This window comes from Vibrio sp. KUL80 (assembly GCF_059725495.1).
On sequence record NZ_AP045841.1, the window covers coordinates 1,181,219 to 1,194,496 of the forward strand.

10 protein-coding genes are annotated in these 13,278 nt (G+C 46.2%); 6 read left to right on the forward strand and 4 right to left on the reverse strand.

Features of this window, described 5'->3' with window-relative positions; genetic code table 11:
* Positions 1 to 37 precede the first annotated feature (37 nt).
* The gene (locus AC6I8U_RS05450; RefSeq protein ID WP_498017932.1) at positions 38 to 625 is read right to left on the reverse strand and encodes an outer membrane protein; all 588 of its coding nucleotides are present in this window, start codon (positions 623 to 625) and stop codon (positions 38 to 40) included.
* A 150-nt stretch (positions 626 to 775) separates the two neighbouring features.
* On the opposite strand from AC6I8U_RS05450, the gene cydH reads away from it, so the two are divergent.
* The 4 genes from cydH to AC6I8U_RS05470 all read left to right on the forward strand — a co-directional run bounded on the left by cydH (position 776) and on the right by AC6I8U_RS05470 (position 4,601).
* On the forward strand, positions 776 to 865 hold the full coding sequence (gene cydH / locus AC6I8U_RS05455) for a cytochrome bd-I oxidase subunit CydH (RefSeq protein WP_128648458.1): 90 nt from the start codon (positions 776 to 778) through the stop codon (positions 863 to 865).
* Between the two features lie 24 nt (positions 866 to 889).
* Positions 890 to 2,077 (forward strand): patatin-like phospholipase family protein, encoded by a 1,188-nt coding sequence (locus AC6I8U_RS05460; RefSeq protein WP_498017933.1) that lies wholly within the window; start codon positions 890 to 892, stop codon positions 2,075 to 2,077.
* 248 nt (positions 2,078 to 2,325) lie between these two features.
* Positions 2,326 to 3,543 carry a sugar metabolism global transcriptional regulator Mlc gene (gene mlc, locus AC6I8U_RS05465; RefSeq protein WP_498017934.1) on the forward strand — a complete coding sequence of 406 codons (1,218 nt, stop codon included), beginning with the start codon at positions 2,326 to 2,328 and terminating at the stop codon, positions 3,541 to 3,543.
* 119 nt (positions 3,544 to 3,662) lie between these two features.
* On the forward strand, positions 3,663 to 4,601 hold the full coding sequence (locus tag AC6I8U_RS05470) for a chemotaxis protein CheV (protein WP_042476880.1): 939 nt from the start codon (positions 3,663 to 3,665) through the stop codon (positions 4,599 to 4,601).
* A gap of 305 nt (positions 4,602 to 4,906) precedes the next feature.
* Here AC6I8U_RS05470 and AC6I8U_RS05475 read toward each other — a convergent pair whose 3' ends face one another.
* The 3 genes from AC6I8U_RS05475 to imuA are packed head-to-tail and all read right to left on the reverse strand — an operon-like array spanning position 4,907 to position 10,178.
* Complete coding sequence (locus AC6I8U_RS05475; RefSeq protein ID WP_498017935.1) at positions 4,907 to 8,008, reverse strand: error-prone DNA polymerase; 3,102 nt, start codon at positions 8,006 to 8,008, stop codon at positions 4,907 to 4,909.
* Positions 8,009 to 8,028: 20 nt separating this feature from the next.
* Positions 8,029 to 9,480, reverse strand: a complete 1,452-nt coding sequence (locus AC6I8U_RS05480) for a Y-family DNA polymerase (protein WP_498017936.1) — start codon at positions 9,478 to 9,480, stop codon at positions 8,029 to 8,031.
* 2 nt (positions 9,481 to 9,482) lie between these two features.
* A complete protein-coding gene (gene imuA / locus AC6I8U_RS05485) occupies positions 9,483 to 10,178 on the reverse strand; it encodes a translesion DNA synthesis-associated protein ImuA (protein WP_252011688.1) in 696 nt (231 codons plus the stop codon).
* A gap of 243 nt (positions 10,179 to 10,421) precedes the next feature.
* Between imuA and AC6I8U_RS05490 the strand changes: the two genes are divergently transcribed.
* Positions 10,422 to 11,558, forward strand: a complete 1,137-nt coding sequence (locus AC6I8U_RS05490; RefSeq protein ID WP_498017937.1) for a patatin-like phospholipase family protein — start codon at positions 10,422 to 10,424, stop codon at positions 11,556 to 11,558.
* Positions 11,559 to 11,872: 314 nt separating this feature from the next.
* Positions 11,873 to 13,270 carry a glycerol-3-phosphate transporter gene (gene glpT, locus AC6I8U_RS05495; RefSeq protein WP_394151593.1) on the forward strand — a complete coding sequence of 466 codons (1,398 nt, stop codon included), beginning with the start codon at positions 11,873 to 11,875 and terminating at the stop codon, positions 13,268 to 13,270.
* Positions 13,271 to 13,278: the final 8 nt, after the last annotated feature.

A 13,278-nucleotide genomic window follows, 5' to 3' on the forward strand; every position in this document is an offset into this window, starting at 1 on the left:
AGCGCAAATTAGAGCCGATGGTGACCAATCATCTTTTTTAGAACCTCATCGTCAAACCAACCTGTGTTTGAAATTGATTCATCCACTTGGTCTTAAAGCCAATAAAACAGCTTTGATCGTCAGTGGGTAAGTTACAGATCGATATGGAGTCACTGCTTACGACTGTACCTTGCCATCTAATTTGGCCGTTGAGCGCGAAGTTTTTCGTTATGTGATACTCCATGCCACCAAAGATACTGGCAGCAAACCCAGTACGAGAGTTTGTCCACTCTCCGGAAGTATGTGACGCCCCAAGTCCTGCTCCAATATAGCCGGAGGTTTTGTCGGTCCAAGCATATTCAGCGCTACTTTGAAATTGTAAGTATTGAATACTTGAATCAAGATTTAAGGTATCGAGTGAAGAGTCTTGCTTGGAGTAGTAGACGCCCATCCGACCATTACGAAATGGGAATTCGACAGCAAGTGCTGCATTAGCGGATGGAGAAATATCATAGCTTTTTCCTTCTCCGTCCTTGGCTGCACCGCCAAGCGTATAACCGACAAACGGTGTAACAATGACGTTGCTTTGCGCCGAAAGACAGAACACTGCAGCAAAAGAACCTATCACGATTGGCGTTAGTTTCATCCTAATTTCCCCCAAGCCAAAGCTCGAAAATTACATTAGTTGTACTAGCATTAATTATAGTGTGACACTAACACCATAATTTTGAAGCGGTTATTTGTATAGTAGCAGTACATGTCACAATGGTAATGAAAAGTTACATCTGGAGGAGTTATGGAATACGACCTAAAAGTAGCATTGACGATTGTCACTATTGCGTTTAGCGCTATTATCGCTTTTGGCGTTATCGCGATCGGCGCTTAACGAGCAGCCCTAGCGCGGCATATTATGGCGAACTCAGGTATAGTCACTAACCGCCAGACTGTGCTCGATTACGAACAGTTTGGTAAATACCTTGACGGCAAAACAGCGCTCGTCGCGCAAGGTGGAGGACAAAGAGGTATCTTCACATCCGGTGTATTGGATGCCTTCTTAATGTCCAACTTTGATCCCTTTGATGAATTTTATGGGACATCTGCAGGTGCACTAAACATCTGTGCTTTTCTATCCCGCCAAGCCGAGCTGGGTAAATCTTTCATTCTCGACTTAACCACTGATCCCGAGTTTTTTCACCTCTTCAGCTTTATTCGCCGTAAGCAGTATCTCAATTTGAAGTGGGCTCTCGATAAAATCTGCGACTATCCCTATAAGTTGGACGTAGATATGGGCAGACGGGTGATCGGCCATAGGCGTGCATTTGCCGCGGCGACCGACATTGCAACTCTCAAAGATCACTACCTACCTATGCTGCAAGAGGACTGGTATCAAGTCTTGATGGCGACCAGTGCAATCCCTACCTTATTTGAAGGCTCTGTGCCGCACCTAGGGCGCGAGTTTATTGATGGGGGCGTCTCTGCGTCCATTCCTGTGCAAGAAGCATGGAGACAGGAGTGTCGCAGTATCATTGTGATACGTACCGAGCAATACGTATCAGAAGACCCTTTATCAGCAGAAGATGCACCAATCGTTACCGAATCACCCACTTGGTTTAGAGAGTCTTTAAATAGCCTTCAGCTCCAGTGGCAGGAAAAAGTCGAGCAGTGGTCCAGTGACTGGGGGACTTTTTTTGAAGGTCAGCGACTCAAAGCGAATGCCATCAAGCAAGCCGATCACCTCAAACTCATTAATGGTGGACGTTGGTTATTTGGTGCTGGGGACATTTACCGACTCAGTCACCTGTTTGGAGACCGTTTTGATTCAGGCTTGGCGGATATGCTTATGGTGCATTATCAGACCTACTCACTGACCAGCGAGTTTCTCAAGACCCCTCCTGACGACTGCTTTATATGGCAAATTGCACCAGATGAACCACTTAAAACCTCATCCTTATTGAGTGATGTCGATGATATTTTGCATGACTATCAAGTGGGTCTGGATGCCGGATATCGATTCGTTGAAAGCTATAATCTCGCCAAACAATATAAGAAGATAAACTGTGCTAATAACGATCTCTGGCGTCCTAATCAAGCAAGTTAACCTCACCATCCTCACTTATTAATAATAGCTAAATAAGTCGCCATTTCGGTAACAAGGCGTTAAACAAGTTTGGTTGAATTGTGAGCAAAACCTTACTGTGTCTGTGATGTAAGCCACAGGCGTAACTTGACGTGCCCCCCAAAGATCCATCTATATGCGTGATATTTGTCACGGCAATCCTATAAACTGCTTCACAATTACTTCGCAAAGTAAAAAAATTAATAGGTTGTTGTTTTTTGGAGTTCAAAATGTACATGGCTCAACCCGGGCACATTGATCATATTAAGCAGATCAATGCTGGTCGCGTGTATAAACTGATAGACCAATTTGGGCCTATTTCGCGTATCGACCTATCTAAACTCAGTAGTCTAGCACCGGCTAGTATCACCAAGATTACGCGAGAACTCATCGAAGCACATTTGATCCACGAAACAACGGTCCAAGAGGCGACCAGTCGTGGTCGACCTGCCGTTGGCTTGCAAACCAATAACCAAGGTTGGCAATTTCTCTCCATGCGTCTCGGAAGAGGCTATCTCGCTATTGCACTGCACGAACTGGGTGGTGATGTTCTTATCGACACCAAAATCGAAGTCCACGAAGTGGACCAAGATGACGTGATGGCTCGATTGCTTTATGAGATTGAAGAGTTTTTTGAAAGCTATAGCGAGCAGCTTGACCGTGTGACCAGCATCGCATTGACCCTGCCAGGGTTGGTGAATTCTGATCAAGGTGTTGTGTTGCAAATGCCGCATTACAATGTGAAGAATCTAAATGTTGCTGAAGAAATCTTTAAGGTGACAGGGCTACCGGTATTTGTGGCTAACGATACTCGCGCTTGGGCATTGGCAGAAAACCTTTTCGGTCACTCTCAAGACTGTGACAACTCCGTACTTATTTCTATTCACCACGGTCTGGGTGCCGGCATCATTCTAGATGGTCGTGTCTTACAAGGCCGACATGGCAACATCGGTGAGTTGGGTCATATTCAGATAAATCGCCAGGGTGAAGACTGCCACTGTGGCAATAAAGGTTGTCTTGAGACTGTCGCAAGCTCACAAGCTATTCGTGATGAGGTCACAAAGCGCTTGGCTCGCGGAGAAGCTTCCATTCTGTCAGAGTATGAGGACATCTCTGTTGAGGCAATTTGCGAAGCCGCTGTTAAAGGGGATGCGCTTGCTATTAATGTCATCGAAAAGCTGGGTGAAAACCTTGGTAGCGCGATAGCTATCGTCATCAATTTATTTAACCCAGAAAAGGTGTTGATTGGTGGTGTGATAAACCAAGCAAAAGACATTCTCTACCCGGCAATAGAGCGCTGTATCTCTGAACAGAGTCTTCCTGTCTACACGGAAGATCTTCAGTTGGTCGAGTCTCGTTTCTACAAACAGGCGACTATGCCCGGTGCTGCTTTGGTTAAACAAGCGCTTTATGATGGGCTTCTATTAATGAAAGTCATTGAAGGATAACGCTTTTCACACTCTTTGCTGACGGTCATACTTTTGTTGTGAAAGTCAGTAAACTTCTTGTGCTTCCTGCCGATAACATGAGATAAGAAATCAGTTATTGTTTATGCCAAGGAAGCCTAATGTCGAGCGTATTGAGTTCTGTCGACCAACGTACCCAACTAGTGGGTGAAAATAGACTTGAGCTGTTAATGTTTACCCTTAACAGCCGACAGACCTTTGCTATTAATGTCTTTAAGGTCAAAGAGGTACTTAAGCTGCCACCTTTGACACAACTTCCTGGCTCACATCCTAGCATTCGCGGTGTCGCCTCATTACGTGGCGAATCGCTACCAGTCATCGACCTTCGACGTGCAATTGGATTTCCAACATTAAACGAAGAAGGCGATCAAAATCTTATCGTTACGGAATACAACCGCTCGGTTCAAGGGTTCTTGGTTGGTGAAGTAAAGAACATTGTTAATACTGCTTGGACAGAAATTCAGCCTCCTCCTCGAACTGTTGGGCGAGCTAACTATCTCACGGCAATCACTAAGGTTGAAGAAAATGATGCCGTCAGCCTAGTTGAAATCATCGATGTTGAAAAAGTGCTAGCAGAGATCATCGATTACGATATCGCTATCTCAGAAGAAACTTTAGACCGTTCATTACTCCCTCACCTACAAGGTAAGAAGATCCTCATCGTAGACGACTCGTCTACCGCTCGTCATCAGGTGAAAGCAACGCTCGCTCAGCTAGGGGTTGAAATCATTGAATGTTTCGATGGTGCGATGGCTTATAACCTTCTAAAGCAATGGTGCGACGAAGGCATTGATGTTTGCAGCGAACTCTTGATGATGATTACTGACGCTGAAATGCCAGAGATGGACGGCTATAAGCTGACTCACGAGGTTCGCAGCGACCCTCGAATGAAAGATCTGTATATCACTCTCAACACCTCATTAAGTGGTAGCTTCAATGATGCTATGGTTGAGAAAGTGGGCTGTGACCGCTTTATTTCCAAGTTCCAGCCAGATTTGTTGGTCGATGTGGTTCAAGAGCGTATTCGACGAGATTTGTAATTAATTTGTGCTGTTAAATAAATTACACCATACGTTAAAAAATAGGCTATAATTTGGACGTATCTATAGGCATGACCCTATAGAAGATAAAAATATTTTACTACCGACTAAAGGTTGTTCCATCAGAATGATTTGGTTAACTTCTAAGGTATTGATGACCTTAAGTTTACTCATCTACAAGGAATGGAAGAAAAGACGTACGGAAGCGGCAGTAGAAGCGGATCTATGATTCATAGGATTAAAAAACGGGGACCTAGGTTCCCGTTTTTGTGTTTATGAGCATTATAAATTGCTGACTAACCGAGCTAATGAAACTCCCTTGATTGGACTTTGAGCTCGCCAAGGTGTTCGGTCATGTCAATTAGGCGTCCGGCAATGACATGAGTCACTTCTCCCTCACGCTCTAGTATGCCTTTGACCTTAAGGATCTTTGAGGTGAGATAGGCCTTCTTCTGAGCCCTTGCGGTTGCTTGCCACACCACCACATTAATGTTCCCCGTGTCGTCCTCTAGAGTAAAAAAGGTGACGCCAGCTGCAGTGCCAGGTGACTGCTTGCCTGTCACTGTACCCACCACAGTCACCAGCGATTTATGTTCTTTAGTCACAAGGTCTTTCATTCGAGTAAAGCGTCCCAGTTTTCCCGCTCGGTCGAGTAGGGTGATAGGGTGCTGTTCGAGGGAGACATTCATTGATGAAAAGTCCTCAAGCATGTCTTCAATCGCTGAAGGCTTGTAAGGAAGTGCATGGTTTTCAATTGACTGATAGTTTTCAATTGAATGAGACTCTGCGTCACTCTGGAACAGTGGCAGGTCTTGCAGATTATCCATCATCGCCCAGCGCGTCGCATAGCGATCGCCTGAAATGGCTTTTAGTGCATTTGCAGAAGCCAGTATTTCCAGCTCACGACGATTTAGTCCTAGCTGCTTAATCTGGGTCGGAGTACGAAAGCCTTGGGGTGGCCTATGTTGTAGCAGCTTCTGTATGCTTTGCTCACTGAGTCCGTTGACCTGCCTGAAACCAAGCTGCAAGGTTAGCCCTTGGTCGCTTGGTCTTAGATAATGATGATAGGTTGAGCGATTGACGCACACCGGAGCGATAGCAACTTGATGCCTTTTCGCATCTTGGATCAGCTGAGAGGCGCTATAAAAACCCATAGGAAGACTATTGAGCAGCGAAGCGTAGAACGCTTCAGGGTAATAATGTTTGAGCCAGGCGCTGCAATAGGCAAGCACAGCGAAAGACGCAGAGTGACTCTCTGGAAATCCATACTCCCCAAATCCACAGATTTGCTCAAATAGACGTTCTGCAAAGTCCGCTTGGTAGCCATTTTTCTGCATGCCATCGATAAGCTTAGAGCGAAACTTAACAAGATCGCCATTTTTCTTCCATGCTGCCATTGCTCGCCTGAGTTGGTCAGCTTCACCGCCAGTAAAGCCCGCTGCGACCATGGCAAGTTTGATCACTTGCTCCTGAAAAATAGGGACGCCAAGAGTACGAGACAGCACCGATTTCACCTCCTCAGACGGGTAGGAGATGGCTTCTTCGCCGTTGCGGCGTTTAAGAAACGGATGCACCATATCGCCCTGGATTGGTCCGGGGCGAACAATCGCTATTTGAATGACTAGGTCATAGTAGGTAGTTGGCTTTAGGCGTGGCAACATACTCATTTGTGCTCGAGACTCAATCTGGAATACACCCACCGTGTCAGCACGCTGAATCATGCCATAGACGTTTGGGTCATCTTGAAGTCGAGTAATATCAGCGATAGTGAGTTTTCGTCCATAATGCTTTTCAACCAATTGAAAGCACTTGCGAATCGCGGTAAGCATACCTAAAGCAAGCACATCGACTTTAAGTAGACCTAAGCTTTCTAAATCGTCTTTGTCCCATTGAATCACGGTGCGATCTGCCATCGCGGCATTCTCTACGGGAACAAGCTCATACAAAGGACCTGAGGCAATGACAAAGCCACCGACATGCTGTGATAAGTGCCTTGGGAAGCCAGTAATGTCGTTGACAAGCTCAATAAACTGTTGCCCTTTGAGTGAATCTGGCTTGAGTCCTAACTCAACCAATTGCGCCTGCCAGCCTTGCGAGCGATCGCGGCGGTTAATGTTCTTGATAAAGTAATCAAGCTGCGTTTCACTCACGCCAAGTGCTTTGCCGACATCGCGTACTGCACTTTTGAATCGATAAGAAATGACCGTAGCCGCAAGCGCGGCACGCTCACGACCGTATTTTTGATAGATATATTGGATCACCTCTTCACGTCGCTCGTGCTCAAAGTCGACGTCAATATCGGGCGGCTCATTACGCTCTTCACTAATAAAGCGTTCAAACAATACCGATATCTGCCGTGGGTCGACAGAAGTAATTTCTAGGCAATAACACACGACAGAGTTGGCGGCTGAGCCGCGTCCTTGGTAAAGAATACCTTGTCGCTTGGCAAACATGACGATGTCATGAATGGTTAAAAAGAAAAATGGGTAGTGTAGCTTTTCGATTAGAGTGAGCTCTTTTTCAATGGTTTGCTCAACATGCAAAGGCACCCCTTCAGGAAAGCGTAGCTGTTTGCCGTACTCGACTAACTCCCTTAAATAACTCATGGGTGTTTTTCCATTGGGAATCAACTCACTAGGGTACTCATACTGCAGTGTCGATAATTTAAAGTCGCACAAATCCGCAATGTAGACGCTTTCGGCCAGCCACTCCTCACGATAGAGTTTTTCAAGCTTAGTCTTTGGGCGTAAGCTGCGCTCAGTATTTGCCAGTAAGTGACCACACACTTTATCAATAGAGGTATTGAGCTTTATTGCTGTTAGCGTGTGCTGTAATGGCAGGCGAGTTGCGGTGTGCATCAATACCCCACCACAGGCGGTAATCGGCCGTTGAAGCTCGATAGAGAGTGATTCACAGTGGCTAATGTATCTGTGCTCCTGTGAGGTGAGGTGACGCTGTAAACCAATCCAGAGTCGGTGACCATGGTATTGCTCGAGCCAGCGCCCCCATCGTAAATCATGCTCGTTACCGCAAGGCAGCCAAATAACAAGGCAGTGACGCAGTGACATCACATCCCATTCTGAGAGTTGATATTCGCCTTTTTCGCAGCGGCGTCTGGTATTGGTAATGATGCGGCACAGTTCAGCGTAGGCCTCACGGCTAGGGCACAACAACAAGAACTGACACTCACTATTGAGCCAAAACATACTGCCGACAATCTGCTTAATGGATAAGCCATGTTGTTTGATTGCAGTATGAGCGCGAACCACACCTGCAACGGAACATTCATCGGTAATCGCTAAAGCGGAATACTGCAAAAAGTCGGCTTGCAGCATAAGCTCCTCAGCATGTGAGGCGCCAGTTAAGAAGGAAAAATTACTCTGACAAAAAAGCTCGGCGTACTTCATAGTGCTTAACTTAAAAATGGTTAACTAAATTGCCCGTGGATAAACCACTGCTTGTCTTCGGTACGATAAATCCATAGCCACTGCCCCTGTTCACTACGTGCGACATAATAGTCACGCTTTACAGGGTTACCATCCCACCAACCGCTGACGATGCGTTCAGGGCCGAGAGCGACGGTTACCTTTTGCTCTAGAGCAAGGGGAGTACTGTACAGTAAGCTTGGACGGAGTTTATGAGGTAAGTGGGTATTTACCTCTGGTTTTTCGTTAGCGGTAGGGACTCTCGGCTGCGTGGCGAACTCAGGTCTTGGGTCGTCGGTGAGCGTCAACGAGGTCACATTGTTTTGACCAAGCTTTGCCTGCAGTGTTGAGATGAGCTCAAGGGCTGTTTGGCTTCCTTTGATGCCACTAAACAGATCATGTTCATTGACTTGCACCTCATCGGCGCGCACGATTTCCAGCGTTAAACCATTCACAGGACCATCCAGCTTGATGCTTTCGAGCGTGAGCGCAGAGAGGGCTTGCCATTTCTCGGCAAGATAATCTCCTTGTGCAGAATGGAAGCTTACCGACTTATCGCCATGATCACGTTGGTGGAGGATGAGTGATAGCTCAAATGCTACTTTGTCGCGTAGCTTAAGAAACACCTCGAGCTGGTTGAGGAGCCGCCTTAAAGGCTTTTGTAACCAGTCGATATTCTCGATATCAAATAACAGCTCCAAATACTGGCAAAAGTGCTCAGGTGGGTGATAGAAATCAACAGGGTGTTTGAATTGCCCGGTGAGCCTGCCGACATAGTTCACTAAGTCGATATCAAAGCGTTTGGCGATATCAGGTAAGGGGAGTGCTAAAAGGTCGGCAATAGTTTGAATGCCAACCCGCTGTAGCTTTTCGACCTGTTTGTTTGGTAGCTCAGAGCACGTTAATGAATAGCGAGCAACAGCATCATTGAGCGCCTTTCGATCGGATTCAATCCAGTTGCGCCCTTGCTTTGCCATTAGCATCGCTGAATATGGAGACACACCCGTTGAATAGTAGGCTTGCACGTTCAGATGTTTGAGATGTGCTTGCAGCGTAGCCCAATAGTTACCAATATCCTCGTATAACGACAGCATATTGGTAACCTTAATCAAAAGACCATTGGGTGAGCACAGACAGATGTCGGAGGTGATCATGTACAGCCACTGAGCAATATCGTGTAATCGCCGAGTCTCGACGCCATTGTCGTAAGGGTGCACCTGAAGATCTTGGCAAAGCGCAGCCGCGCTACCCAATCCCATACCTAAGGTTACGCCTTGTTCGAGGGCGCAAGCGTTGGCTTGAACCACTTCATGTTTACGGCCATCAACAATCGCAACAGCGAGCGCTTCTTCTTCGTTAGTTGGCTCTGACGATGTGTCGTTCTCTTCTCGATGCCCAGCAAACAGCGTATCAAGCTGCAGGGTCGGGAAGTGCAAATATAACCACAGTAACATGCTTATCCTTGCTGACGCATTGGGAAGGCAACCACAGTAGAGGTGCTTGGTTTTTCGCTGGTGGTGAGCTCAGGCCAGCGGTCATGCATGTTGATCACAAATTGGTCGCGAACAAAACCACCTTTGCGTTTGGTTATTGCTACAGACAATCCCATCTCATGCGGGCTTAGGGTTAAGCTTAAAGAGACTGGGAGTGAAAATACCTGAGTATCGTTATTCGCAGGTGCTGGCTTAAAAAGGAACTGGAGACAGTGCCCCACCTCACTCGCCACTTGAAGACGCTTTGCTTGATGAATTTCAATTCCACTATGCCAAAGACAAACCCCACAGCATGCGCCACTTTTTAAGCACTGCTCGGCGGCCCATAATGCGTGTTGCGGCGAATCAGGATAGAGCAGTAGCACCTGAGAGGGGCTAATACCTTGAGCATATAGGTACTCGGCACACAGATAACCGGGAGGGTTGATCAAAACAAACAATCTTTCAGAGGCCTGTTTTTGTACAAAAGGCATCAATAATCTCAGCTCCCCAATACCTTGAGGAGACTGAATATCAATTACGCCAGATGTAGGAAACCCGCCACCAAGCCTGTGGTCGAGTTCGGAGAAACCAGTACAATGAAACTCGCGAGGAACTTCAACTCGGTTTCCTTTCCATATCAATTGCTTACTGTGTAAATTCTGAATGAGTTCATGCATAATAAAATACCTGTATATGCATACAGTATATAATAAAAAGGTCGGCTCGCAAGCCCTGAAAACAGCATCAATTCTTGAATGGTGAGAGAGTGTTCAAAGACAAAGGACTAGAAACAAAGAGTTAGTGTTTAGATTGGGGAAGAGTGGTAACAAAAAACCGCGAAAAAGAGTGTAAAGACTAGAGTAAATATTTTAATCTCATTGAACGATGTTAAGGATTCCATGATGGTTGAGGGGCTCAGCGTGTTTAACCAGAAAGATAAATACTCGCTAATTGTACAAGGTGGCGGTCAAAAGGGGGCGTTTGCCTCGGGTGTGTTGGACAAGTTTATTGATGCTGGCTTTGACCCCTTCTCGTTGTACATAGGTACCTCGGCAGGTGCACTGAATGTCTCTTCCTTTGTGACCAAACAGCGTGGTATTGGTCTCGACTTTATCCTTAACTACACTACGCGCGAGCGTTTTTTCGATATGAATAAGTTTCTGCAAAAGCAGCAACCTATGGATCTCGATTGGGCGTTTGACTTCGTCAACAGTGGCGAGTTTCCCCTCGATTTATCTCTCGGTAAGCAGAACCTAGGCGATGATAAAGTGGCACTCGCCTGTATTACGGATGTGGAAGAGTTAAAGGATTACTACTATCCGATCTTCGCTGATAATTGGTTTGATGTACTAAGAGCAACCTGTGCAATTCCAATGCTTTACTATCATGATATTGAGTTTGATGGGAAAAAATGGGTCGATGGCGGGGTATCGGCAACCATTCCTGTAGAAGAGTCGTATCGCCGCGGTATCAATAATATGGTCGTGATAAGTACCATCCCAAAACCGAAAGAAGCGCTAATGTTGCCAACTTCAGTCCGTGAGTCACTCGATAAATGGAAAAAAGAGTTAGAGGAAGGGCTAGAGATGCACATTCGTCATCTCAAAGTCTCTGGAACCAAGGAAAAGCTCGCTGAGTTCCAAAAGCAGTTTTCCGCGAAAGTGGCTGAGATGAAGGTCGACTATCAACGATTAACGGGCCCGCGCCTGGAGTCGTATCGCGAGCAATATAAGCTGATGACGGCAGATAAGCTTAACTTAAAGCAATGGATTCAAGATAAAGAAAAACTGGCTCGCTTGATTGATATTCAAAACAAACGTACGCCATTTAGTCGAAGCAGCACAAGTCATCTGGATATGCTGGTTTCACACTATGCAAATCATGCAGAAGTGGAGCAGTTCCTGCTATCGCCACCGGATGATGTCAACCTATGGCACATACAGCCAGAACGCGAACTGTCGTCTAAGGGACTGCTGAGCCAAAAAGATCAGATCTTGGAAGATTATGAGCACGGCATTGCAACAGCCGCTGAGTTTTTAGCAAAACACCATCGCTGAACGCATGGAATAGCCCTACTTAAACCACACTCATCTCATTTTGATTAAGGGCTGCTTGCCCTTAATCGCTGTTGCTCTCCCAAAAAACGCTTAATATTCAGGCAGGTGGCAGCATGCGGATAGTAACTAAAAATAGTGAAAACCGAACCTTCCTCCAAATAACAAACTATATGTATATGATTTTAGTTGGATATTATTCCGTTGAGGGATGAGTCACAGATATTTACAAAAGGTTCTCATACACTCGCGATTAGTTTCGAACGAGCATTAGTGTCGTTCGATGTTTGTACTATTTCGCTCAAAATGAGGTTCCTATGTTCGGAATATTTAAGCCTAAGGCACATATCGAACGTTTGGCGTTCGACAAGGTTGATCGCACCTACTCTCGCCTAAGATGGCAACTGTTTATCGGTATTTTTGTTGGATATGCGGGTTACTACTTAGTGCGCAAAAACTTCAGCCTCGCGATGCCTTACTTAATTGAGCAAGGCTATAGCCGCGGTGACCTTGGGGTTGCATTGGCAGCGGTGTCTATCGCTTACGGCTTGTCTAAGTTTCTTATGGGCAGTGTCTCGGATCGCTCAAACCCAAGGTACTTCTTAAGTGCCGGTCTATTAATGTCAGCAATCGTGATGTTCTGTTTCGGCTTTATGCCTTGGGCAACTGGAAGCATCACTGCCATGTTTATCTTGCTGTTCCTTAACGGCTGGTTCCAAGGTATGGGATGGCCTGCCTGTGGGCGTACCATGGTGCATTGGTGGTCTCGCAAAGAGCGCGGCGAAATCGTATCAGTATGGAATGTGGCCCATAACGTGGGTGGTGGCTTAATTGGTCCGCTGTTTATTCTTGGTCTCTGGGCTTTCAATGATGATTGGCGCACCGCTTTTTATGTTCCTGCCTTTTTTGCCACTCTCGTTGCTCTCTTTGTTTGGATAACTCTACGTGATACGCCGCAGTCTTGTGGCTTGCCTCCAATTGAAGAGTACAAGCAAGACTACCCAGATGATTACGACACCTCACACGAAAAAGAAATGACTGCGAAAGAGATTTTCTTTAAATACGTATTCTCTAACAAGCTGCTGTGGTCTATCGCTATTGCCAATGCCTTTGTGTATCTAATCCGTTACGGCGTATTGGATTGGGCGCCAGTTTACTTGAAAGAGGCGAAAGACTTCTCGGTAGACAAATCGTCGTGGGCATACTTCCTATATGAATGGGCAGGGATCCCAGGAACACTACTGTGTGGTTGGATTTCAGATAAGCTCTTTAAGGGACGTCGTGCACCAGCGGGCATTCTATTTATGGCATTGGTAACAGTAGCCGTCATGGTCTACTGGTTTAACCCAGCGGGTAACCCGGCAGTCGATATGATGGCGCTGGTGGCGATTGGCTTCTTGATTTATGGTCCGGTGATGCTGATTGGCTTGTACGCGCTTGAACTAGCACCGAAAAAAGCAGCGGGAACAGCTGCGGGGTTAACCGGATTATTTGGTTATCTAGGCGGCGCAGTAGCGGCAAACGCAGTGCTAGGCTATACCGTTGACCACTTTGGTTGGGATGGTGGCTTTATCCTGCTGGTGGGTTCGTGCATTGTTTCTATAATTTGTTTGACCTACGCATTGCTGGGTGAGCGTGCTCATCATGAGGCGAAGCAACTGGAAAAACAGTTACAAGACGAGCAATTAAAGAATAAAGAAGCGCTATCTTCGTAGCTCAATAA

Coding starts and splice junctions, on each gene's coding strand:
- glpT (WP_394151593.1), top strand. CDS start 11,873: ATGTTCGGAATATTTAAGCCTAAGGCACATATCGAACGTTTGGCGTTC.
- imuA (WP_252011688.1), bottom strand. CDS start 10,178: ATGCATGAACTCATTCAGAATTTACACAGTAAGCAATTGATATGGAAA.
- cydH (WP_128648458.1), top strand. CDS start 776: ATGGAATACGACCTAAAAGTAGCATTGACGATTGTCACTATTGCGTTT.
- AC6I8U_RS05475 (WP_498017935.1), bottom strand. CDS start 8,008: ATGAAGTACGCCGAGCTTTTTTGTCAGAGTAATTTTTCCTTCTTAACT.
- mlc (WP_498017934.1), top strand. CDS start 2,326: ATGTACATGGCTCAACCCGGGCACATTGATCATATTAAGCAGATCAAT.
- AC6I8U_RS05450 (WP_498017932.1), bottom strand. CDS start 625: ATGAAACTAACGCCAATCGTGATAGGTTCTTTTGCTGCAGTGTTCTGT.
- AC6I8U_RS05470 (WP_042476880.1), top strand. CDS start 3,663: ATGTCGAGCGTATTGAGTTCTGTCGACCAACGTACCCAACTAGTGGGT.
- AC6I8U_RS05460 (WP_498017933.1), top strand. CDS start 890: ATGGCGAACTCAGGTATAGTCACTAACCGCCAGACTGTGCTCGATTAC.
- AC6I8U_RS05480 (WP_498017936.1), bottom strand. CDS start 9,480: ATGTTACTGTGGTTATATTTGCACTTCCCGACCCTGCAGCTTGATACG.